17 protein-coding genes and 1 pseudogene are annotated in these 23019 nt (G+C 58.9%); 13 read left to right on the top strand and 5 right to left on the bottom strand.

Annotation, left to right across the window (positions count from 1 at the left end; translation table 11 throughout):
• Positions 1-112 precede the first annotated feature (112 nt).
• The 10 genes and pseudogenes from VF694_RS14390 to VF694_RS14435 all read left to right on the top strand — a co-directional run bounded on the left by VF694_RS14390 (position 113) and on the right by VF694_RS14435 (position 9938).
• Positions 113-1462: an NAD(P)/FAD-dependent oxidoreductase gene (locus VF694_RS14390; protein WP_440164739.1), complete on the top strand. Its 1350-nt coding sequence runs from the start codon at positions 113-115 to the stop codon at positions 1460-1462.
• Positions 1459-2211: a DUF1365 domain-containing protein gene (locus VF694_RS14395; RefSeq protein ID WP_059318234.1), complete on the top strand. Its 753-nt coding sequence runs from the start codon at positions 1459-1461 to the stop codon at positions 2209-2211. The genes VF694_RS14390 and VF694_RS14395 overlap by 4 nt, the downstream gene beginning before the upstream one ends.
• Positions 2208-3479, top strand: a complete 1272-nt coding sequence (locus VF694_RS14400; RefSeq protein WP_131070928.1) for an SAM-dependent methyltransferase — start codon at positions 2208-2210, stop codon at positions 3477-3479. The genes VF694_RS14395 and VF694_RS14400 overlap by 4 nt, the downstream gene beginning before the upstream one ends.
• Positions 3472-4041, top strand: coding sequence for a chalcone isomerase family protein (locus VF694_RS14405; protein WP_003801988.1), 570 nt, complete (start codon positions 3472-3474; stop codon positions 4039-4041). Before VF694_RS14400 ends, VF694_RS14405 begins: the two co-directional genes overlap by 8 nt.
• Before the next feature lie 13 nt (positions 4042-4054).
• Positions 4055-5350, top strand: coding sequence for an MFS transporter (locus VF694_RS14410; RefSeq protein ID WP_003801990.1), 1296 nt, complete (start codon positions 4055-4057; stop codon positions 5348-5350).
• Positions 5347-5907 (top strand): DUF3833 domain-containing protein, encoded by a 561-nt coding sequence (locus VF694_RS14415; protein ID WP_003801994.1) that lies wholly within the window; start codon positions 5347-5349, stop codon positions 5905-5907. Before VF694_RS14410 ends, VF694_RS14415 begins: the two co-directional genes overlap by 4 nt.
• Positions 5908-5912: 5 nt before the next feature.
• A complete protein-coding gene (locus VF694_RS14420; protein WP_003801996.1) occupies positions 5913-6704 on the top strand; it encodes an SDR family NAD(P)-dependent oxidoreductase in 792 nt (263 codons plus the stop codon).
• Positions 6705-6716: 12 nt separating this feature from the next.
• Positions 6717-8277 (top strand): annotated as a pseudogene (locus VF694_RS14425) (cryptochrome/photolyase family protein).
• Positions 8278-8303: 26 nt separating this feature from the next.
• Complete coding sequence (locus tag VF694_RS14430) at positions 8304-9002, top strand: SDR family NAD(P)-dependent oxidoreductase (RefSeq protein ID WP_003802004.1); 699 nt, start codon at positions 8304-8306, stop codon at positions 9000-9002.
• A gap of 33 nt (positions 9003-9035) precedes the next feature.
• The gene (locus VF694_RS14435) at positions 9036-9938 is read left to right on the top strand and encodes a TIGR01777 family oxidoreductase (protein ID WP_440164742.1); all 903 of its coding nucleotides are present in this window, start codon (positions 9036-9038) and stop codon (positions 9936-9938) included.
• 95 nt (positions 9939-10033) lie between these two features.
• On the opposite strand, the gene gltS is transcribed toward VF694_RS14435, so the two are convergent.
• Both gltS and ispB read right to left on the bottom strand, forming a co-directional pair.
• On the bottom strand, positions 10034-11263 hold the full coding sequence (gene gltS, locus VF694_RS14440; protein ID WP_003802010.1) for a sodium/glutamate symporter: 1230 nt from the start codon (positions 11261-11263) through the stop codon (positions 10034-10036).
• 253 nt (positions 11264-11516) lie between these two features.
• Positions 11517-12482: an octaprenyl diphosphate synthase gene (gene ispB, locus VF694_RS14445; protein ID WP_003802015.1), complete on the bottom strand. Its 966-nt coding sequence runs from the start codon at positions 12480-12482 to the stop codon at positions 11517-11519.
• Between the two features lie 173 nt (positions 12483-12655).
• Here ispB and VF694_RS14450 point away from each other — a divergent pair, with 173 nt between their 5' ends.
• Genes VF694_RS14450 through VF694_RS14460 form a run of 3 tightly spaced genes read left to right on the top strand, consistent with a single transcriptional unit; the run spans position 12656 to position 15238 of the window.
• Entirely contained in the window at positions 12656-13522 is an 867-nt protein-coding gene (locus VF694_RS14450) for an ATP-binding protein (RefSeq protein ID WP_440164746.1), read from the top strand.
• A complete protein-coding gene (locus VF694_RS14455; protein ID WP_440164749.1) occupies positions 13515-14516 on the top strand; it encodes a Nudix family hydrolase in 1002 nt (333 codons plus the stop codon). Before VF694_RS14450 ends, VF694_RS14455 begins: the two co-directional genes overlap by 8 nt.
• Complete coding sequence (locus VF694_RS14460; protein ID WP_003802022.1) at positions 14513-15238, top strand: hypothetical protein; 726 nt, start codon at positions 14513-14515, stop codon at positions 15236-15238. Before VF694_RS14455 ends, VF694_RS14460 begins: the two co-directional genes overlap by 4 nt.
• A 77-nt stretch (positions 15239-15315) precedes the next feature.
• Here VF694_RS14460 and VF694_RS14465 read toward each other — a convergent pair whose 3' ends face one another.
• From VF694_RS14465 to VF694_RS14475, 3 genes are read right to left on the bottom strand one after another with little or no spacing between them, the layout of a single operon-like run.
• Entirely contained in the window at positions 15316-16824 is a 1509-nt protein-coding gene (locus VF694_RS14465) for an efflux transporter outer membrane subunit (RefSeq protein WP_440164751.1), read from the bottom strand.
• Between the two features lie 6 nt (positions 16825-16830).
• Positions 16831-19935 (bottom strand): efflux RND transporter permease subunit, encoded by a 3105-nt coding sequence (locus VF694_RS14470; protein ID WP_003802025.1) that lies wholly within the window; start codon positions 19933-19935, stop codon positions 16831-16833.
• Positions 19932-23018, bottom strand: coding sequence for a multidrug efflux RND transporter permease subunit (locus tag VF694_RS14475; RefSeq protein WP_440164753.1), 3087 nt, complete (start codon positions 23016-23018; stop codon positions 19932-19934). The genes VF694_RS14470 and VF694_RS14475 overlap by 4 nt, the downstream gene beginning before the upstream one ends.
• Position 23019: the final 1 nt, after the last annotated feature.

The following is a 23019-nucleotide window of genomic DNA, read 5'->3' on the forward strand; positions in this document are numbered from 1 at the left end:
TGCATACCAAATAGTGCAAAAATATTATTTAAGGTTTATAGTTTGAACTAATGAGTTCACTATTTGATCTTTCCGGTTCATAACCCCCTGCGCAACACCCCAAGGAGCTGCCATGCGTCGTATCGCTGTCATCGGTTCGGGCATATCCGGCTTGGCCGCTGCCTATCGTCTTGCTCACTCTCAAGACACGCATCGCGTCTGTCTGATTGAAGCCAACTCTTATTTCGGCGGACATGCCAATACGGTCGAGCTAAACCTGGATGGTATTAGCCACGGGGTCGATACCGGTTTTTTGGTGTTCAACCACCGCACCTATCCCCTGCTCACAAAGCTGTTCAAGGAGCTGGAGGTAGAAACCGCTCCCTCGGAGATGTCCTTCTCCGTGCAGATTCCCCACCCTGATGGCAGACCGGGACTGGAATGGAGCGGTAGCTCTTTAGGCAGCGTGTTTGCACAGCGCAGAAACTTGATCAGCCCACGCTTTATTGGCATGTTGCTGGAAATTTTACGCTTCAATCGTCTGACAACGGATATCGCCCAGCGCCAGCTTGAGTCACAACTCAATACGCCCATAGAAACCTTTCTGGATCTGCATGGCTTTGGCAGCACATTTCGCAACAACTACCTGTTGCCCATGATTGGCAGCATCTGGTCTTGTCCGACCGATCAAATGCTCCGCTTCCCCGTCGCTACCCTGATTCGCTTTTGTCACAATCACGGGCTGATCCAGATCACCAACCGTCCCCAGTGGCACACCGTTCGCGGTGGCTCTCAACGCTACGTACGCCGCATCATTGAGCGACTGCAAGAGGACGGCCGCCACGAAATCCGATTGAACACCCCTGTGTTCAGCCTTAAACGTGAAGCACAAAACGTCATGGTAGAAATGCCTCACGGTACCGAGCAGTTCGATGCTGTCGTGCTGGCCTGCCATAGTGATCAGGCATTGCGCCTGCTGGGCCAGGACGCAACCCAGACAGAGCGTGCCGTGCTGGGCAGCATTCGTTATCAAGCCAATGAAGCCGTATTGCACACCGACACTGCCGTCTTGCCACAGCGCCAGGCCGCCTGGGCGGCCTGGAATTATGAACGCGCCAGCTTGGCGGCTTCAGAGGAAACCGGGGTGTGCCTGCATTACCTCATCAACCGCCTGCAGCCACTGCCTTGGCAGCAAGCCGTCGTGGTCTCGCTCAATCCGGCCCGTCCCATAGCCGCGGACAAGGTACATGCGCGCATTACCTACAGCCACCCAGTCTTTGACCATGCCGCCATCCTGGCACAACAACAGCTTGAAAAGTTGCAGGGCCAACGCCGGACCTGGTTCTGCGGTGCCTGGTGCGGCTACGGATTTCACGAGGACGGTTTGCGTTCGGGTCTGAGCGCCGCTGACCAGGTTTTGCTGTCCCTGAACCGTGCAGCGCAGGCGGCCCACACTGAGCTCAGGCAGGAGGAAACCGTATGAGTGCCTCCGCTCTCATTGGCTTTGGTCATATCTGGCATCGGCGGCTGCGGCCAGTCGAGCACGCCTTTCATTACCCTGGTTATTTCCTGCTGCTTCCCATGCGTAGCCTGCGGGAACACCCAGTCCCCGTCCTGCGCCGCAACCAACGCGGCTGGATCAGCTTTCATGACAGCGATCATGGCAATGGCGGTAATGACGCTCTGGCCTGGTTTGAATCTCTGTTAGAGCAGGAAGGTATTGAGGATGCGGATGGCGAGATCTGGCTGCATACCTTTCCGCGCGTCCTGGGCTATGTCTTCAAGCCCGTGAGCTTCTGGTACGCCCATCGGGCCGACGGTTCGCTGGCGGCGATTCTGGCCGAAGTCAACAACACCTTCGGTGAGCGTCATGCCTATCTCCTGGCAGGGCCGCATCTGGGCTGGGATTGCGAACAAGTTGCCAGCAAGCAATTTCATGTGTCCCCGTTTTGCGAAACCCACGGCGAATATCGCTTTCGATTCTCGCGCAATGAAACTACCAACCTGGCGCTTGTCGATCTGTACGACGACGCAGGCCCCCTGTTACGCACAGGTGTTCAAGGAACGCTACACCCCCTGAATGCGGTTACCGTACGCAGGGCATTTTTTGGCACGCCGCTGATGACCCTGGGGGTCATTGTTCGCATCCATTGGCAAGCACTGCGCCTGTGGGCGAAGCGGCTTCCCTTCCATCGCAAACCACCAGCGCCCAAGCGCTCTGTCACACGATGAATACAAGCACCGCCACTCTCTTGAGCAAGTCCGCAAAAGCAAGCAGCGACTTGTCACCTCACGCGAACCGCGTCCTGAAGCTCTTGACGCACCTGCCTCATGGCCAGTTGGAGCTTCAGTTGCCCGATGGGCAAGTGCGGCATTTTCCCAAGCAAAATGCAGTGGAACCCGACGCCCGCTGCGCAATCGGGCAGTGGGAGGCGCTGGACCGCATCTTGAGCTCGGGCGACATTGGCTTTGCCGAAGGCTATATAGAAGGTCAATGGGACACCGATGACCTAAGCGGCTTGCTGCGTCTGTGCATCCGCAACCGCGATCACCTGGAACAACTGGTGTACGGTCACTGGTGGGCTCGACTGGGCTTCAGACTGCGCCATATGCTTCACCGCAACACGCGGGCGGGCAGCGCTAAAAACATTCATGCTCACTACGATCTGGGCAACGACTTTTATCGACTCTGGCTGGACCCAAGCATGAGCTACAGCGCTGCCTGGTTCGAAGGTCTTGACGGCTCGGCCTTGCACAAGGCTGATCTGGAGCAGGCTCAACGCGCAAAAACCAGACGGGCGCTGCGTGAGACAGGACTGCAGCCGGGGCAACGACTGCTGGAAATTGGCTGTGGCTGGGGAGCGCTTGCCCAGACAGCGGCCACGGAGTTCGGCGCGCAGGTGACAGGTGTCACCTTGTCACGCGAACAGCTTGACTGGGGCATGCAGCGCATAAACGAAGCCGGCCTGCAGGAACAGGTTGATCTGCGTTATCAGGACTACCGGGATCTGGCGAAAGAACACGCGGCGCAGCCCTTTGACGCCATTGTGTCCATTGAAATGTTCGAAGCTGTCGGGCACGAATACTGGCGCACCTACTTCAAGACTTTGCATGATTGCCTCAAACCGGGCGGCTATGCCTGCGTGCAGTCCATCACCCTGCGCGAAGACCTTTTTGCCCGTTATTTGCACTCCTCCGACTTTATCCAGCAATTCATTTTTCCCGGAGGGCTGCTGCCCAGTGTCACGGCCTTCGAGCGTGAAGCCCAGCGAGCCGGCCTGACCGTGGTCCGAACAATGAGCTTTGGCAAGGATTACGCCGAAACACTCCGACGCTGGCGTCAGGCTTTTGAGCAAAAGCTCGATGCGGTCCGCAGCCAGGGCTTTGACGAGCGCTTTGTGCGCATCTGGCGATTTTATCTGGCCTATTGCGAGGCTGCCTTTGATATGGGCAACACCGATGTAGTCCAGTTCACCTTGAGAAGGCCTGACCATGACTGATATTCGACGACGCCAAGCCCTGATCGTGGGCATCAGCCTTCTCGCCCCTACCCTTATTGCCATGACCCCTAATCTCTCGGCGGCCGCAGCGGCTGCCCCCCAGGAGCTGCGCTCCACCCTGCCCTCTGCCCATCTTGTTGGCAGTGGTCCCATGCGCTTTTTTGGACTGCGGGTTTACGAGGCGCGACTGTGGGCCATGCCGGACTTCGAGCCCAAAGAGTATGCACGCCAGCCCTTCGCACTGGAGCTGATCTATGACCGCAAACTGGAAGGCGAAGCCATTGCCGAGCGTTCAGTTGCCGAAATGCGGCGTGTGGGCAGTTTCTCCGAGCAGCAGGCTCGCCAATGGCTACTCCTGATGAAAAAGGCTTTTCCGGATGTCCTGGCACAAGATCGCCTGCTGGGCGTGACGGACGGAACCGGCGATGTCCGCTTTTTCCACAATGGACGTGAAACCGCCCGTATTCAGGACGCCGAGTACGCGCGCCTGTTTTTTGGAATCTGGCTGTCTGAGCAGACTTCAGCACCGGGCTTGCGAACGGCCCTGTTAGGCAAACGCTGATAAAGGCACAACCATGCGCCCCCCAGGCTCCCGCCCCTTAAAGCCGCTGCATTGGCGTACGGGACTCTCCTATGGAAGTCTTGGCCTGCCGCTGGCATTCGTGTCGCTCCCCTTATATGTGAACCTGCCGCATTACTACGCGGCGGTGGCCGGGGTGCCGCTGGCGGGCCTGGGCGCCGTGCTGCTGGCTACCCGCGCCGTTGACGCGGTGCTCGACCCTGCACTGGGAAGGCTGGCCGATCGTCTTTTGCATCGAGGCCTGGGCCAGGCCTGGCTGGCCGCTTTGTTGGGCAGCCTGATCATGGGCTTGGGTTTTGCAGCACTGTGGCATCCTCCCGAAGGTGGCCCACAAGAGGTGCTGATCTGGCTGGCGCTCAGCCTGCTGGTATGCACCTTGGCCTATAGCGCCGTCAGCATCTTGCATCAGGCCTGGGGGACCCGCTGGGGTGGTGATCCCAATTGGCGTGCGCGTGTCACCGCATGGCGTGAAGGCGCCACGCTTCTGGGAGTCTTGCTGGCCAGCATATTGCCCACCTGGTTAGGCTTTGATGCGACCAGTGTCGTGCTTTTTCTAGCCTTGGCCATAGGCCTGTTCGGGCTGCATCGCCTGCCGCCCGCTATCGCTCAACCCATGGGTTATGCACGGGGGCACAGCAGTCCTGCATCAACCGCCTCGCCCTGGGCTGATGCCAGTTTCCGCAGGCTGTTATTCGTCTTCATGCTCAACGGCGTAGCCGCCGCCATACCCGCTACCTTGTTGCCCTTTTTCGTGGCGGACCGCCTGCAGGCCCCGGAGATGCAGCCGCTCTTTCTTCTGTGCTATTTCGGCGCCGCCGCGGCAGGGCTACCTTTATGGGTACGGGCTGTCTCGCGCTGGGGACTGGCACCCAGTTGGCGGGCCGGCATGCTAACAAGCGTTGTCGCCTTTTCCCTGACACCCTGGCTTGATGCCGGCGACGGTGGCGCCTTCCTCGTTATCTGCCTGGCAAGTGGGCTGGCTCTGGGCGCGGATCTGGCCCTGCCGGGCGCCCTGCTGACCGGTGTCATCCATGAATCCGGTCAGGGCGGCTCGGGCGAAGGACGATATCTGGGCTGGTGGACTTGTGCTGCCAAGCTCAACCTGGCCCTGGCAGCCGGTCTGTGCCTGCCCCTTCTTTCCGCCCTGGGTTACCAGAGCGGCACAAGCGACCCGGCTGGCCTGCAGGCGTTGGCCTGGGCTTATGGCGGCCTTCCCTGCCTGTTCAAACTATTGGCGTGGGCTGGCCTGTGGCGCGCCGAGCATCTGCACTCATCCTGGAGACTGATATGAAACTGACAAACAGCCTTGTCTCAACCCTGCCCTGGCGGCGCGTCGCCCTGGGACTGACACTTATGGGCACCCTGGCCGGATGCGTGGGACCCACGGTGCAGGACTATGCCCAGGAACGCCCCGAACTGGACCTGCGTCAATATTTCAACGGCCCCCTGACGGCCCACGGCCTGTTCACAGACCGTTCCGGCAAAGTGGTCAAGCGCTTTACCGTGCGCATGACGGGCACCTGGAAGGGCGATGAAGGCGTGCTCGACGAGCATTTTGTCTACAGCGATGGCACCACTCAGCAACGGATCTGGCATTTGAAGCATCTGGGTGATGGCCGCTACAGCGGACGCGCTGACGATGTGGTCGGCCAGGCCCAGGGCCAGACCGCTGGCAACGCCTTTCATTGGAATTACGTGCTGGCACTGCCGGTGGACGGCAAGGTCTGGAACGTGAACATGGATGACTGGATGTACTTGATGGATGGCCGCACCATGCTCAACCGCGCCGCCATGAGCAAATTCGGCGTTCATCTGGGGGATGTGACACTGTCCTTCATGAAGGAGTAAGTGTGATGACACTGCCACACGCAAAACTCAATCCGCCGCTCAGTCACTGGCAAGGAAAATACGCCTGGATTGTCGGTGCCTCATCAGGCATAGGCAGAGCCACCGCGGAGGCGCTTCATGCGCAAGGCGCGCAGGTCATTGTCTCGGCCAGAGACGCCGATGCACTGCACGAGCTGGCCAAAGGCCGAGACGGGTTTGTCGTCGTCCCGCTGGATGTCACCGAACCTGAAACGCTGGCTGCGGCCAAGCTGAAAGTACAAGCCTGCGTCGATATTGCTCCCGATCTGGTGCTGTATTGCGCAGGCAGGTACCTGCCACAACGGGCGACCGAGTTCAATCTTCTGGAGATGCAGAAACATCTGGCAGTCAATTATGTGGGTGCGCTGCATCTGCTCGATGCGGTCATCCCGATGCTGCTTGAGGCCGGACGCGGCCACCTGGCCCTGGTGGGTAGCGTGGCGGGCTACCGCGGGCTGCCAATGTCCCTGGCCTATGGGCCCACCAAAGCCGCACTGAATAATCTGGCGGAGAACCTCTATTTGGATCTGCACCCGTTGGGACTGGGCATTTCCATTATCAACCCCGGCTTTGTAGACACCCCGCTGACCGCCCAAAACAGCTTCAAAATGCCCGCGCTCATCACCCCTGAAGAAGCCGCCCGTCATATCTTGCACGGCTGGAAACAGGGGCAGTTTGAAATGAACTTCCCCCGTCGTTTTACCCGCTGGGTAAAGCTCATGCGATGCCTGCCCGATAGCTGGTACTTTTCGGCGGTACGTCGTGTCACTGGAATGTAAACGCAGCCGCACATGGAGACAGCACGCCACGCGCACTACCGCGCCCACACTCTGCGCCTGATACTGGGCGACCAGCTCAACCCACAGCACAGTTGGTTCCAGCAGGTGGACAGGCAGGTGGTTTATGTACTGATGGAGGTGCGTCAGGAAACCGATTACGTCTTGCATCATGCACAGAAAATTCTGGCCATTTTCGCTGCAATGCGCGACTTTGCGCAGCAGTTGCGAGCCGCTGGCCATCGGGTGCGTTATGTGACATTTGAAGACCCCAGCAACCGTCACTCCATCCCCGACAATCTGACGGCACTCGCGGCGCATTACGGTGTGCGCCAGGTGCAATGGCAACACGCTGACGAATGGCGACTGGATACTCAATTGCAACAGTGGGCGGACACGCAGGCCCTGGCTTGCTCAGCGGTGGATAGTGAACACTTTCTGACCAGTCGTAATGAACTGGCCACTCAGATGCGCGGTCGTCGTCAATGGCTGATGGAGCATTTCTATCGCCGTATGCGCCGCCGATACCGGTTGCTGCTGGATAATCATGAACAGCCGGTCGGTGGCAAGTGGAACTTTGACCATGAGAACCGCAAACCCTGGCGTGGCACACCGGCTGAACCCACTGACTGGCGGCCCTGCCACGACCACCGTGTGCTTTGGGAAAAGCTGCAGCGTTGTGATGTGCCCAGCTTCGGCGACCCTCAGGCCAACGCCTTTCGCTGGCCACTGAATCGCCAGGAAGCGCTGAGCTGTCTGGAAGCCTTTATCACCCATGCACTGCCGCATTTTGGCGACTACGAAGATGCCATGTCCAGCCAGGCACCACGGCTGTTTCACTCCCTGCTCTCGTTTTCCCTGAACGTCAAAATGCTCCACCCGCTTGAGGTGCTGGAACGGGCCGAACGGGCCTGGCGGGAAGGTCAGGCTCCTTTGGCTGCCGTGGAAGGCTTTACACGTCAAATACTGGGTTGGCGCGAATACGTGCGCGGCATCTACTGGGCCCACATGCCGGGCTACGAAAGCCTCTATGCATTCGGGCACGACTTGCCGCTGCCGCACTGGTTCTGGACAGGGAACACCCGCATGCGCTGCCTGCAACAGTGCATTCAGCAGTCCTTGCAAAGCGCTCATGCTCACCATATCCAGCGCCTGATGGTGATCGGCAACTTTGCCCTGCTGGCTGGGCTCGACCCGGCTGCTGTCCACCGCTGGTACCTGGGCATCTACATTGACGCTTTCGAATGGGTGGAACTGCCCAATACCCTGGGCATGAGTCATGCATGCCGACGGTGGCCTGATTGCCACCAAGCCCTATATCAGCAGCGCCGCCTACTTACACCGCATGAGCGACTACTGTCAGGGGTGTGTCTACAAGCCCACGCAGAAGACAGGGCCACACGCCTGCCCATTCAATGCCTTGTACTGGGACTTCCTTGCCCGCAATGCCCAAGAGCTGAGTGACAAGGGACGGATGACATTGATGTATCGCCAATGGCAGAAAATGCCTCCCGAACAACAAGCTGCTCTGCGCACCCACGCAGAGCAACTGCGCCAGAACCTGGACACTCTGTAAGCCCCCCACATTGACCGAGGCCTGACATGCAATCCCTGCCCACCGCTTACCGTGCCCTTATTCTGGGCGGCTCCGGCGCCATTGGCGGTGCCATGGCCGCCCAGTTGGCCGCCGACCCTCGCTGCAGCGAGCTTGTTAGCCTGCACCGGCGCAGCACACCCGTCCTGGACTTCGATCAGCCACAGACGATCGCCGCAGCGGCCCGAACCTTGAGCACACAAGGCCCCTGGCATCTCATCGTGCTTGCGACCGGCATGCTCAGTGGTCCTACCGGGGGCCCTGAAAAGCGCTTGGCCGATCTGAATGCCGATCACCTGATGGCCAGCTTTAACACCAACGCGATAGGCCCGGCCCTGGTATTGGCCCATTTTGCACCGTTGCTGCCCAAGCACGAGCGCGGCATCCTGGCTGTGCTGTCGGCAAAGGTAGGCAGCATTGGCGATAACCGCCTGGGCGGCTGGTACAGCTACCGGGCCTCCAAGGCGGCGCTGAACATGCTGCTCAAAACCGCATCGATCGAGCTGGCACGCACCCATCCTCAGGCCGTGCTGGCCGCGCTGCACCCGGGCACTGTTACCTCAGCCTTGTCGGCTCCCTTTCGGGGCGCTCAAATCGGCCGCCCGCCTGCCGATGCGGCGCACGCGTTGCTGGCCACGCTAGACACACTCAGCCCAAAGGACAGTGGTGGTTTCTGGGCCTACAATGGTCAGGGACTGCCTTGGTAAGTTCTTTGCTCACCTTCACACACGGAGAATTCCATGCGCATCCTTCTGACAGGAGGCACGGGCCTCATTGGACAGGCCCTTTGCCGACACTGGCAACAACACGGCCACGAACTCTGGGTGTGGAGCCGAAAGCCCCAGCAAGTCCCCCAACTGTGCCCAGGCGCAACGGGCATCGCCGTGCTGGACGAGCTCAATGGCAGCGCGCCATTTGACGCGGTCATCAACCTGGCCGGCGCCCCAATTGCCAATCAACGCTGGACTGAGGCACGGCGCCAGCTTCTATGGCAAAGTCGGGTCGATCTGACACGCCGTCTGGTGGACTGGATGGGGCGACAAGCGTCGGTGCCCCCCGTCTTGATCTCGGGCTCAGCGGTAGGCTGGTACGGCGATGGCGGAGAGCAGCAACTGACCGAGGCCAGCGCACCGGGCAACAAGGACTTTGGCAGCCAGCTTTGCGTGGCCTGGGAGCAAGAGGCCGAACAAGCTCGCCAATGGGGGGGACGCGTGGTCTTGCTGCGTACCGCGCCCGTCTTGGCCAAAAACGCCGGGATGTTGGCTCGGCTGCTCCCCTCGTTCAGGCTGGGACTGGGTGCCAGACTGGGCGATGGGCAACAATGGATGCCGTGGATACACCTTGAAGACCAGGTCGCGCTTATCGACTACCTATTACACAACCAGAGCTGTGAGGGCCCTTATAACGCGTGTGCGCCTCAGCCGGTGCGCAATGCAGAGTTCACCCGCGTCCTGGCTCAGGAGCTGGGCAAGCCAGCACTGTTTCATGCCCCCGCCTGGGCGCTGCGTCTGGCCTTGGGAGAGATGTCCGTTCTGCTGCTCGGCGGGCAACATCTGATTCCGCTGCGGGCCCAGCAAGCAGGTTTCAGCTGGCGCTACCCTGATCTGTCCGAGGCCTTGAGGGATCTGCTTCACAAAGCCTGAAAGCACGGTGTACAAGGACAGCGTCGCGATTTTGCCCCACGACCCTGCCCTATGAAACGGCCGCGCCCAATAGGCGCGGCCGTCGTCTTGTCTGCTTAAGTCAGGAAGTTCACAAAGCCAGTGATGATGACGGCGTTGAAAAAATCGATGAACAAGGAGCCGACCAGGGGAATCACAAAAAAGGCCTTGCGCGAAGGGCCATTATCTTCGGTGAAAGCCTGCATATTGGCCATGGCATTAGGCGTGGCACCCATGCCGAAACCACAATGCCCGGCCGACATCACTACCGCGTCATAATCCTTGCCCATGACCTTGAATGTCACATATCTGGCAAAGAAGAACATCAACACCGTTTGCGCAATCAGGATGACCAGCAGCGGCCCGGCCACCTCGGCCAGTTCCCACAATTTCATCACCATCAAGGCCATGACCAGGAAAAAGGCCAGGGACACATTGCCGATAATCTCAAACTCTTTTTCAGGCAGACGATAGCGACGCCAGTCAATCACGTTGCGGATGATGGCAGCCACCAGCATGGCTCCCAGATAGGCGGGCAACACAATCCCGCGCTCGCTCAGCCATTCGATAATGACACTGCCCACACCAATCGCGATGGAGAGCAGCACCACAGCATAAACAGGCATCTCAAAACCGCCCTCGTCGGTCTGAACAACTTCTTTAACCGTGGTTTCTGTAGGGTGAGCGGCATCCGCACCTTCGTGCTGGCGACGGTGGCGACGGTGTGGAGCGGGACCGTCGATCTTGTATTTCTTCATCAAGCGCTTGCCCAACGGACCACCAATGACGCAGCCCATCACCAGCCCCCAGGTGGAAGCGGCAATGGCGGCAGGCAAGGCGCCTACGGCGCCGGCACGCTCCAGCAAGGGGCCAAAGGCAGCCGAAGTACCGTGGCCGCCCGTCATGGAGATGGACCCGGCCGCCAGACCCAGGAGAGGATTGGCGTTCATCAAAGCAGCCAGGCTCACGCCCATCACGTTCTGCAGAATAATCAAGGCAACGGCACAGCCCAAAAACAAGCCGACCGCCACGCCCCCTTTTTTCAGCAGCTCGAAACTGGCTGAAAAGCCGATGGTGGTAAAAAAGGCCATCAGCAAGAAGTTGCGTATATCGTCGTTGAACGCAAAGCTAAACGAACCGGTCTGGTGGCCAACCAAGGCGATCAAAGCAAAAATCAAACCGCCAATAATGGGGCTGGGAATAAAATATCGGGCCAGCACAGCAACACGATTCTTTATATATTCTCCCAGCACGAGAAAAACAGCCGCCAAACCTACCGTTTGCGCTATATCGAGCTGAATGTTCATCTATCCGTTCCTTACATCTTTGGGATAAGGGGCCTGTACCTATGTGTCTGACAGAGGCTTCAAACCAATTTGTTCAAATAGGCATGTCCATCGTCGCTACTTCGTCCTTGTGGGGCAAAGGCATGACCACCAACAGCGTAGTAAAACCGAGAAAAATAACACGAACAGGTGCCTAATGCCGCCAATTCCCACGAATAAGACCGCTCTATTACAAAAAAACCCGCCACAAGGCGGGTTGGAGAAAGAAGCGGGCTTAGCGGTCGCGCTCTACCGAAAATGCGCACAAACTTAACAAAACCTGTTTGAATTCGCTCTCGGGCACATCCGCCAGCGCCTGAACCGCCAGTTGTGCTTCGGCCTTGGCCGCTTCACGGGTGTAAGTGAGCGCATCAGTCTGTTCGATGGCGCGGGCCACTGCGGCAAAATCGGCATCGCCGGTTTCAATCGCCGACTTGATGAGTTGAACCTGCTCGGCCGTACCCACTTCCATGACACGGATCAGAGGCATGGTCGGTTTGCCCTCACGCAGATCGTCGCCTACGTTCTTGCCCAGGGCCTGGGCGTCGCCAGTGTAATCGAGCACATCGTCCACCAGTTGGAAGGCCGTACCCAAATGACGACCGTAAGCGGCCATGGCCGCTTCCATGTCGGGCGAGGCGCCCGCAACAATCGCACCTACCTGTGCAGCCGCCTCAAAGAGCTTGGCCGTCTTGTAACGCACCACCTGCAGGTAACGCTCCAGCGAGACGTCGGGATCATGTACGTTCAGCAGCTGCAAAACCTCGCCTTCAGCGATCACGGTAGTGGCTGCCGAGAGCACGGCCATGGCAGGCATGGAATTGGACTGCACCATCATCTCGAACGAGCGCGAGTACAGATAGTCGCCTACCAGTACGCTGGCTGCATTGCCATACACCGCATTGGCGGTATGACGACCGCGACGCATATCGGACTCGTCAACCACATCGTCGTGAAGCAGGGTGGCCGTGTGGATAAACTCCACCACGCCCGCCAATAAATGGTGTGTGCTCCCCTGATAGGCCAGCGCGCGGGCTACCAGCAACAGCAGCGCAGGACGCATGCGCTTGCCGCCTGCACTAACGATGTATTCACCAATTGTGCGTATTAGCACCACATCCGAATTCAAGCGTTCACGAATGACGACATCAAGAGCCTTCATGTCGTCGGCAATAGGTTCAATCAGGGTGGACAGGTTCAAAACAGAATTCCGGACGAGTAAGGGAGGGGGCCGCTGTCGGCCAATCGTAACTTGGTGATTATACGATTTTGAATCGCTTTGGGCCCATTGTTACGCCTCAAGCACAACAGTGATCGCAGAAAAAGGTGCCAAATTAGCGATAATAAGCGTTTCAACCTGAATCGGAGACCGTCTTGAGCTCGCAAGACCTGAGTACCCTGATCAGCCGGGCCGAGCGGGTTCTCGCTCAACTGGAAGCCTGGTTGCCGCCTGCTCCCCCCCCTATCGACTGGGACTGCACGGCGTTTCGCTGGCGCAACAATGGTTCGCGTGGCTGGCTGGAGGGCGTGCAGAACGTCGCCACCATTCGCACCGACGATTTGCATCATATTGAACGTCAAAAGAGCATTATTGAGCGCAACACCCGTCATTTTCTGGACGGCAAACCGGCCAATAATGTATTGATGACAGGGGCTCGCGGCACCGGCAAAAGCTCGCTGGTCAAAGCCATGCTGGCCAAGTTTGCCGATCAGGGCCTGCGTCTGATCGAAGTGGACAAATCCGATCTGGCGGACCTGGGGACCATTATCGACCTGATCAGCTCCCGCCCCGAACACTTCATCATCTTCAGCGATGACCTGTCGTTCGAAGAAGGTGAAGCGGGTTACAAAGCGCTCAAATCCGTTCTGGACGGCTCCGTGGCCTCGCCCGGCGACAATGTTCTGATCTACGCCACCTCCAACCGACGCCATCTGATGCCCGAGTACATGAAAGAGAACCTGGGGGTCTCCACATCGGCAGACGGTGAGATCCACCCCGGCGAGGCAGTAGAAGAAAAGGTATCCCTGTCCGAGCGCTTTGGACTATGGTTGTCGTTTCACCCCTTTAAACAAGATGACTACCTGGACATTGTGTACTACTGGCTGGGCGCATTGGGCTGCCCGGCAGAACACATCGAAAGCTCGCGCATGGAAGCCCTGCAATGGGCGCTGGAGCGCGGCTCGCGCTCGGGCCGGGTAGCACGTCAATTTGCTAGAGATTGGACCGCTAGACATGTCTAAACTCACGCTGGAAGTGGCCGTTGGCGTTTTATTGAACCCCGACGGCCGGGTGTTGCTGGGAAAACGCCCGGCCGATAAACCGTGGCCGGGCTGGTGGGAACTGCCGGGCGGCAAGATTGAGGCGGGCGAGAACGTTCTCGAAGCGCTGGTACGGGAACTGCGCGAAGAGCTCGGAATTGAAACCACGCTTGCGCATCCTTGGGTCACCTACACCCACGAATACCCAAAAAATTTCGTCAAACTCTCTTTCTGTCTGGTGCGGGAATGGGAGGGCGAGCCCCAATGCCTGGAAGGACAGGAGCTTGCCTGGGTCAACCCCCAGGGGCCGCTGGAGGTAGGGCCTGTGCTGCCGGCCACGGAGCCACCCATGAAGTGGCTGCAGCTGCCCGAACGGTACCTGATTACCCATATTGAAGAACCAGGCCGCCTGCCCGCCTACCTTGAACAGCTGGAGCAGGCCCTGCAACAGGGACCGGCCCTGGTCCAGTTTCGCGAACCGGCCTGGGCTGCCCGCCCCGATGCCGAATTTCATCTTCATCAGGCGTTCCTGCAGGTCGTCACGCTGTGCCAACGGTATCAGGCCCGCTGCCTGGTCAACAGCCTGCATCCAGAAAGTTGGTGGGATCACGCCGATGGCGTGCACTTGCGCGCCAGCGACGCCCAAGCCTTATCCGCCAAATGCCACGATACCCTGACAAGCGTTCCCGCGATCAGCAAGGGCCTGATCGGCATGTCCACGCACAATGAAAGCGATATTGAAATCGCCCGCAAAATCCAGGCGGATTTCCTCGTGCTGGGTCATGTGCTGGACACCGCTTCGCATCCCGACGAACCCGGCATGGGCTGGGCCCGCTTTGCCCGTCTGGCAGAACAGGCCGGCCTTCCCGTCTTTGCCATAGGCGGACAATCGGCGCATACCCTGGCCGACGCACGCACGCATGGCGCACACGGTATTGCCGGCATGCGTCACATGCTGGACAACAACCCGGCATGACGCCCCACGTCACCATTTCGGAGCACGAAGGTGTCCGTTACCTGCACCTGGGTTCAGCCTGGGTGCAGGGGGCCATGCGCCTGGCCGCCCCCGATCAGCTTGAGCTGCACTACATCCGACAGATGATGATCTGGACGCTGTTTCAGCATGCCCCTCAACGCATTGCCCAGCTCGGGCTAGGCGCAGGCAGTCTGACACGTTTTTGCTACCAGCATTTTCCACAAGCGCGTATCGACGCGGTGGAAATCAACCCGGAAGTGGTGCGAGCCAATCGCCTGTTGTTCCATCTGCCGCCCGATGACGAGCGTTTGAGCGTGCATACGGTCGACGCACTGGACTACCTGGATGCCCTACATGGCGAACTGGATGTGCTGCAGGTGGATGTGTACTCCGATCAGGCCGAACATCCCGCCCTGGAAAGCCAGGACTTTTACCTAGCCTGTCGGCGAGCCTTGGGTCCGCAGGGTTTGTTGACGGTCAACCTGCTGGGCTCTGAGCTGGTTCATGCTCGCAATCTGCATGCGCTGCAAAAAAGCTTTGCCGCCGTAGTCTGGTTACCAGAAACACACGACGGCAACCTGGTCGCGCTGGCGTTTGTTGACCCGCCACAAATTGATTTTGATGATTTATACAAGCGTGCCGATCAGATTCAAGCCACCTTGGGCTTGGCTGACGGCGAAGAATGGGTAGAGGGACTCTACGCCTGGATGGACCAGGAATAAATCCCCCCTCGCAAGCACGCCAAGGCATCCGCAAGCTGGAAGAACGATCCCGTCAGCGGGCAGGACCCCGCACGTCCTCACTGGGCGGCGGCACCTGATGCGCTTGCAGCCGGCTGCGCGGCGACTGTTTTCTTCATACCCGCTTTTGCCACTTCTTCAGCTGTCAACCCGGTTTGTGCGTCCCAGCCCCCTCCAAGTGCCACCATCAGCTTGACCGCTGCCCGCAGGCGCTGGGACTCCAGATCCAGCGCCTGCCGCTCTGCCGACAAGGCCGTTGCCTGAGTTTGTGCCAGACTCAGAAAATCCACCAGGCCAGCATCAAACTGATTGCGCGTCAAACGCAGGGACTCCCGTGCAGCGGCCAGGGACCGTGCCTGACTGGCCTGCTCCCGCTCCAGCCCATAAAGCTCGGACAAGGCATCTTCCACTTCTTTGAGCGCATCCAGAACAGTCTGGCGATAGCCCGCCAATTGCTCGTCATAGCTGGCTTGCGCCTGCTCGACCTGAGCGCGTCGCGCGCCAAAATCCAGCAACGTCAAGGCAAAGGCCGGTCCCAGTGACCAGACACGCGCTGGCGCGGTCAGCCATTCACTCAGATCACTACTACTGAAACCGCCACTGGCTTTCAGGTTCAAACTGGGAAACCAGGCGGCCTTGGCCACCCCGATCTGCGCATTGGCCTGCGCCATGCGACGCTCGGCGCGCGCGACATCCGGACGGCGCTCCAGCAAACTGGAAGGCAGGCCCACCGGAATATCCGGGGCCACCGGCCAAGGCGCATTAGGCACCACGTCAAACTGCGAGGGCGGGCGTCCGACCAGAACCGCCATCGCATGCTGATAGCTGGCCTTCTGGCGATCCAGGGCCAGACGCTGGGTCCGTGCCCCTTCAAGCTGACTCAAGGCAGCGGCTACATCCGCGGGTGTCGAAAAACCAGCCTCCAGGCGATTCTGATTGATTTGCAAGGAACGCTCATACGCCGCCACGGTTTCATCCAACACCCGCGCACTGGATTCGGCACTGCGGTACTGCAAATAGGTCTGCGCCAATTGGGATTGCAAACTCAGCCGCGTTGCCGCCAGGTCCGCCGCACTGGCCTGCAGGCTCGCATCGCCCGCTTCCACCTGACGGCTGATCCGCCCCCACAAGTCCACTTCCCAATTCACTGTGACGCTAGCGTCATACGTACTGCTGCTTTGGCTGGTAGCACCCGAGCCGCTGCCACGTCGTGTCGTACCGACCGAACTGCCCACCTGCGGAAACTGTGTCGCCCGGGTACCTGACACCGTGGCCTGGGCCTGACGCACCCGCGCCTGAGCCTGCTGCAAGGTGAAATTCTGCTCGTTCAGACTTTGCATCAAGGCATTCAGCACCCCGTCATTGAGACTTTCCCACCAAGGGCCACGGTCATTCAGATCTGCCGGCTCAGCCGGCTTCCAGGCCGTCGCGCGTACTGCTTCCCGAAAATGCTCACCGACTGGCGCCTGCGGCCGCTGATAGTCAGGGCCGACAGCGCACGCAGACAGGGCCATCACCATGGCTGCCAATGCAAAACGCGGAAAAATCAGGACGTTGGAAATAGGCATATCAGCTTATAGAGTCGAAGTTGTCTGGTTCTTGCGGCGCATGAAACGATGACGCAGACGATCCAGATAAAGATAAACGACCGGAGTGGTATAGAGCGTCAGAATCTGACTGAGCACCAGCCCGCCCACAATCGTGACCCCCAAAGGCTGGCGCATCTCGACACCTGGCCCAGAGGCCACAATCAGGGGGATAGCGCCAAAAATGGCAGACAAGGTCGTCATCATGATGGGGCGAAAACGTACCAGGCAGGCCTCATAAATCGCCTCACGCGAGCCCATGCCGCGCTCACGCTCCATTTGCAAGGCATAGTCCACCATCATGATGGCGTTTTTCTTGACGATACCAATCAGCAAAAACACCCCGATCATGGCAATCAGGTTGAACTCGCCACTGGTCATCATCAGGGCCAGCAACGCGCCGATTCCGGCCGAAGGCAAGGTCGACAAGATAGTCAGCGGATGCATATAGCTCTCATAGAGCATCCCCAACACAATATACAAAGCCACCAGAGCCGCCAAAAACATCAAGGGCTGCTTGGCCAGGGCATCGAGCATCTGGGCCGTGTTGCCTTCAAATCCGGCCTGAATCTCGCGGGTGGGCAATTGAATGCGCGCCATGGCCTGCTCGATTGCTGCTGTCGCCTCGCTCAGGGTGACTCCTTCGGCCAAATCGAAAGAGACAGACTCGGCCACCAACAGTCCCGTGTGGTTGATGCTGCGCGGCGCAGTTCCCGCACTAAAGCGGGTAAAGGCAGACAAGGGAACCCGGGTTCCATCCTTGGCCACCACTTCGATTTCCTTAAGCGATTCCAGGTCCTGGGCAAAACGCGGCTCCACTTCCATCACCACGTAATACTGGTTCAAGCGACCATAAATTGTCGAGACCTGGCGCTGGGAAAAAGAGTTATTCAGCGTTCCAGCCACCATGGCCATGTCAATGCCCAGACGGGACGCCATATCACGATCGATCTCCAGCTGAACCAGGCCCGCCTTATCGTCCGTACCGGTATCCACGTCCACCAGTTCAGGCAGTTCGGCCATGGCCTGCTGCACCTTGGGCAACCAGGTTTTCAACAGCTCCAGATCGCTGCCCATCAAGGAGTAATCATAGGAGCCGCTACGCCCCCCTCCTCCGCTGCCTACCGGGATATCCTGTTGCGGCACCATGAACATGCGTGCACCCGGCGTAGTCGACAAAGGCTCGCGCAGGCGATTGACGATGTCCGTCGTGCTGGCCTTGCGCTCATCCATGGGCTTGAGTTCCACCAGAATAAAGGACGAGGTACTGCCGCCCCGGCCCCCGGCAAACACCGCAACCGAGCGAATGTCCGGGTCCTGATTCAGGATGGAGCGAAAGTGCTCCAGCTTGGGCACCATGGACTGAAACGAGGTACCCCTGTCCACCCGGAAAAAACCCATCAACTGTCCGGTATCTTGCTGAGGGAACAGGCCCTTGGGCACCACGGTATACAGATACACATTCAGACCGATGGTGGCAAACAAGGAAAACAGCATCAGACGATGATGTTTGAGGGCCCACTGCAACGAGCGGCGATACGCCCGCCAGCTGACATTGCCAATCCAGCCCAAAAAGCGGCTGATTGGATGCGAACCCTCCGACTCCTGCGGCCCGGGGCGCAGCAAGCGGGCCGACATCATCGGAGTGAGCATCAGAGAGATCACCAACGACACCAGAACGGCCGTACACAGCGTGACTGCAAACTCCATGAACAGCCGCCCTGCCAGCCCCCCGATCAACCACAAGGGGATGAACACCGCCACCAGCGACAAGCTCATGGCCGTTACGGTAAAGCCCACTTCACGAGTCCCGCGCAAGGCCGCCCGCATCGGTGACAGACCTTTTTCCAAATAACGCATGATGCTCTCGAGCACCACAATCGCATCATCCACCACAAAACCCGTCGCCACGATCAAGGCCATCAGGGAAATGGTATTGAGCGTAAAGCCGAACAGATGCATAAACGCAAAGGTACTGATCAGGGAGGCCGGGACCGCAATGGCGGGAATCAGGGCGGCCCGCCAATTTCGCAGAAACACCAACACCACCAGCACCACCAGGGCTACCGCGATAATCAGGGTAAGCTGAGCCTCTTCCAAGGTGGCCCGGATACTGGGCGTGCGGTCCTGTGCGACCGTCAACTGCGCCTGACTGGGCAGCATTTCCTCGATATCGGGCAACCGTTCGCGAATGGTGTTGACGGTCTCGATAATATTGGCGCCCGCCTGACGACGCACAATCAACAACACCGCTTCCTGGTTGTTCAAATAGCCCAGGCTGTGAATGTTCTCCACAGAATCCTCAACCTTGGCGACATCGCCCAAACGGATCACCTGTCCGTCCTGGTTTTTCAGCACCAGAGGCTCAAAAAATCGTGCCTGGTTGTACTGCTTGCCCGAGTTGATCTGCCATTGACCCTGCTCGCTTTCCAGATACCCGTTGGGACGCAAACTATTGGCGTTATTGATGACTGCACGCACATCATCCAAGGCAATGCCAGCCGAGGCCAGGGCTTTGGGATTCAAGCCAACTCGCACCGCCGGCAAGGAACCGCCCCCCACATCCACCGAACCCACACCCGGAATCTGCGCCAGCTTTTGCTGCACAATGCCGCTGGCCATATCAAAAAGCTGGGCCTTGCTGGCCGTTTGCGACGTCAGCGCCAGCACCATGATGGGCATGGAGGAGGGGTTGACCTTCTCGTAGGTCGGGACGCTGGACATGCCCGAGGGCAGCATGGGCCGTGCCTGATTGATGGCAGCCTGCACATCGCGGGCGGCCCCCTCAATATCTCGATCCAGATCAAAAATCAGCATGATCTGGGTGGAGCCTTCGCTGCTGCGCGAACTCATCTCTGAGATCCCGGCAATGGAACCGAGGGCCTGCTCCAGCGGCGTTGCCACACTGGAGGCCATCGTCTCAGGGCTGGCGCCTGGCAAGTTGGCTGAAATCGCGATCACCGGAAAATCCATTTCCGGCAAGGAGGATACCGGCAAGAGGCGCAATGCCAATGCGCCCACCAGCACCATCGCCAGCGCCAGCAGGCTGGAGCCCACTGGACGAAAAATGAACAAACCTAGCAAACGTTTCATGTCGACTCGCGCACCGACTTGGCACCACGGCGGGTAAAGCGATCAAAAAACAGATAGATCACGGGAGTCGTAAACAAGGTCAGCACCTGACTGACCAGCAGCCCCCCCACCATGACCAGGCCCAGGGGCTGGCGCAGCTCTGCGCCAGAGCCGGTTGCCAGCATCAGGGGGATGGCGCTGAACAAGGCCGCCAGGGTGGTCATCAAAATAGGGCGAAAACGCAGTAAAGCCGCCTGGTGAATCGCCTCCTGAGGACTGACCCCCTGCTCGCGCTGAGCCTCCAGCGCAAAGTCGATCATCATGATGGCGTTCTTTTTCACGATGCCAATCAACAGTATGATCCCGATCACCCCGACCATATCCAAATCCCGCCCGGCCAGCAGCAACGCCAGCAAGGCCCCGATCGCGGCAGAGGGCAAGGTAGACAGAATCGTGATGGGGTGTATGTAGCTTTCATACAAAATCCCCAGCACGATATACATGGTCAGCACCGCAGCGAGCATCAGCCACAGCGTGCTGGACAAGGACGCATGAAAGGCTTTGGCCGCACCCAGATAGCGGGTGTCCACCGAGGATGGCATGCCAATCTCGTCAGGGACGGTTTCAATCGCTTCAATCGCGTCGGACAAGGAATAGCCGTCCGCCACATCAAAGGACACATTCACGGCGGGAAATTGACCCAGCCGCTCCACCGACAAGGTGCTTGGCACCAGCTCGATACGCGCCAGGGAGGTAATGGGCACCGGCGTACCTGCCGTGGTCATCACGTAAATATTTTCCAGGTCCTGCGGGTCCTGGCGATACTGGTCCTTGACCTCCAGCACCACCCGATATTGCGCAGACTGCGTGTAGATCGTGGAGATCAAACGCTGACCAAAAGCGTCATACAGGGCATCGTCGATATTGGCCTTGGTCACACCCACGCGGGCTGCGGCATCCCGGTCGATATCGAGCAGCACCTGCAAGCCCTTGTCCTGCAGGCTCATGGAAGCATCTTTAATCTGCGGCAAGGCTTTGACCGCCTCCAGCCAACGCGGCATCCAGCGAGTCAGCACCGCCGTTTCCGGATCGGACAAAGCCATCTGATACACATTACGGCTGATCTGGTCATCCACCGTCAGTTCCTGAATGGACTGCTGGTAAACCGTCAAACCCGGAATATCCTTCAGGCGCGCATCGAGTCGGGCCATGATTTCGTCGGCCGTGGCACGGCCCGAGCCGATCGGCTTGAGGGCAATTTGCAGGCGACCATTATTCAAGGTGGCATTGGTGCCATCCACGCCGATAAAGGAGGTCACGGCCTGCACATCCGGGTCTTCAAGGACGATGGCAACCGCTTGCTGCTGCAAGTCCCCCATGGCACGGAACGACGCGGTTTGAGGCCCCTGCGTAATCGCCTGGATCAGGCCGGTGTCCTGTTGCGGAAAAAATCCTTTGGGAACCACCAGGTACAACATCCCTGTCATCAGCACCGTGCCCAACGCCACCCATAGAGTCAAGGTCTGGTGACGCAACACGACCCGCAGGCCACGATCGTACGCGGCAATGATGCGATCCATCTGTTCGCCCAGCCAGGTCGTGAAGCGGCCATACTGACGCTCATCCTCGGGCTTGAGCATGCGCGCGCACATCATGGGCGTGAGCGTGAGCGAAATGAACAGGGACAACAGGATAGCCACCGCCAGCGTAATGGCAAATTCACGAAACAGACGGCCGATCACATCACTCATAAAGAGCAAGGGAATCAACACGGCAATCAGGGAAATGGTCAAGGACAGCAGCGTAAAGCCAATCTGCGCAGCCCCCTTCAAAGCGGCCTGCAACGCGGATTCACCTTTTTCAATGTAGCGGGCAATGTTCTCGATCATCACGATCGCATCATCAACCACGAAGCCGGTGGCCACAGTCAGCGCCATGAGGGTCAGATTGTTAACGCTGAAGCCCCACATCAACATGATGGCAAAGGTGGCGATCAGGGAGATAGGCACCACGACGCTCGGTATCAAGGTGGCCGTCCAGGTGCGCAGAAAAACAAAGGTCACCAACACCACCAGCACGATGGCCAGCATCATTTCCTTTTGCACATGGTCAACCGAATCGCGAATGGTCTGCGTGCGGTCCGTGGCCACCTCAACGTCCACGCCCACCGGCAAGGAACGGCGGATCTCGGGCAACAGACTCTGAATCTGATCCACGACATCAATGACATTGGCCCCGGGCTGACGCTGAATATTCAGCAAGATCGCCGGGACTGTGCCCATCCAGGCCGCCTGACGCACATCCTGGGCATCCCGCAGCACCGTGGCCAATTCCCCCAGGCGTACGGCTGCGCCGTCCTTGTAGCTGACAATCAGGTTTTCATAGTCCCGCACCGTCTTCAACTGCTCGTTGGCGCCGATGCTGGTCGAGCGCTGGGGACCGTCCAGATTCCCTTTGGGTTGATTCACGTTGGCGGCAACGACTGCCTGCCGGATGTGGCTGAGAGTCAGATTGCGTGCAGCCAGGGCATTGGGATCTGCCTGAATACGTACGGCAGGCTCCTGCCCCCCGGCAATACTGACCAGGCCCACGCCTGTGACCTGTGACAGTTTCTGCGCAACACGCACGTCAATAAGATCACGCACCTCGTGCAACGGCATATTCGGGGAGGTCACCGCCAGAGAAATGACCGGGGTATCAGCCGGATTGACCTTGTTGTAGATGGGGGGGGCCGGCAAATCATTGGGCAACATATTTGAGGCGGCATTAATGGCCGCCTGCACTTCTTGCTCAGCCACATCCAGGGGCAAGCCCAAATCAAACTGCAAGGTAATGCGCGATGCGCCGCCTGAGCTGGACGAAATCATCTGCGACAGGCCCGACATGCTGCCAAACCGCCGCTCAAGGGGGGAGGTAATTAAAGACGCTACCACATCCGGACTGGCGCCCGGATACAAGGTAACCACCTGAATCGTGGGATAGTCCACCTGCGGCAAGGCGGCTACAGGCAGCATACGATAGGCCAGCAAACCCGATACCAGCAGGGCTACCATCGCCAGGGTGGTAGCCACCGGGCGCAGGATAAAAATACGCGACATGCTCACG

Origin of the sequence: Alcaligenes sp. Lyrl_28 (assembly GCF_051948705.1) — a bacterium.
GTDB lineage: Bacteria > Pseudomonadota > Gammaproteobacteria > Burkholderiales > Burkholderiaceae_B > Alcaligenes > Alcaligenes ammonioxydans.

Coding starts and splice junctions, on each gene's coding strand:
- VF694_RS14430 (WP_003802004.1), top strand. CDS start 8,304: ATGCAATCCCTGCCCACCGCTTACCGTGCCCTTATTCTGGGCGGCTCC.
- VF694_RS14420 (WP_003801996.1), top strand. CDS start 5,913: ATGACACTGCCACACGCAAAACTCAATCCGCCGCTCAGTCACTGGCAA.
- VF694_RS14460 (WP_003802022.1), top strand. CDS start 14,513: ATGACGCCCCACGTCACCATTTCGGAGCACGAAGGTGTCCGTTACCTG.
- VF694_RS14405 (WP_003801988.1), top strand. CDS start 3,472: ATGACTGATATTCGACGACGCCAAGCCCTGATCGTGGGCATCAGCCTT.
- VF694_RS14400 (WP_131070928.1), top strand. CDS start 2,208: ATGAATACAAGCACCGCCACTCTCTTGAGCAAGTCCGCAAAAGCAAGC.
- VF694_RS14465 (WP_440164751.1), bottom strand. CDS start 16,824: ATGCCTATTTCCAACGTCCTGATTTTTCCGCGTTTTGCATTGGCAGCC.
- VF694_RS14415 (WP_003801994.1), top strand. CDS start 5,347: ATGAAACTGACAAACAGCCTTGTCTCAACCCTGCCCTGGCGGCGCGTC.
- VF694_RS14410 (WP_003801990.1), top strand. CDS start 4,055: ATGCGCCCCCCAGGCTCCCGCCCCTTAAAGCCGCTGCATTGGCGTACG.
- VF694_RS14455 (WP_440164749.1), top strand. CDS start 13,515: ATGTCTAAACTCACGCTGGAAGTGGCCGTTGGCGTTTTATTGAACCCC.
- VF694_RS14435 (WP_440164742.1), top strand. CDS start 9,036: ATGCGCATCCTTCTGACAGGAGGCACGGGCCTCATTGGACAGGCCCTT.
- VF694_RS14395 (WP_059318234.1), top strand. CDS start 1,459: ATGAGTGCCTCCGCTCTCATTGGCTTTGGTCATATCTGGCATCGGCGG.
- VF694_RS14390 (WP_440164739.1), top strand. CDS start 113: ATGCGTCGTATCGCTGTCATCGGTTCGGGCATATCCGGCTTGGCCGCT.
- gltS (WP_003802010.1), bottom strand. CDS start 11,263: ATGAACATTCAGCTCGATATAGCGCAAACGGTAGGTTTGGCGGCTGTT.
- VF694_RS14470 (WP_003802025.1), bottom strand. CDS start 19,935: ATGAAACGTTTGCTAGGTTTGTTCATTTTTCGTCCAGTGGGCTCCAGC.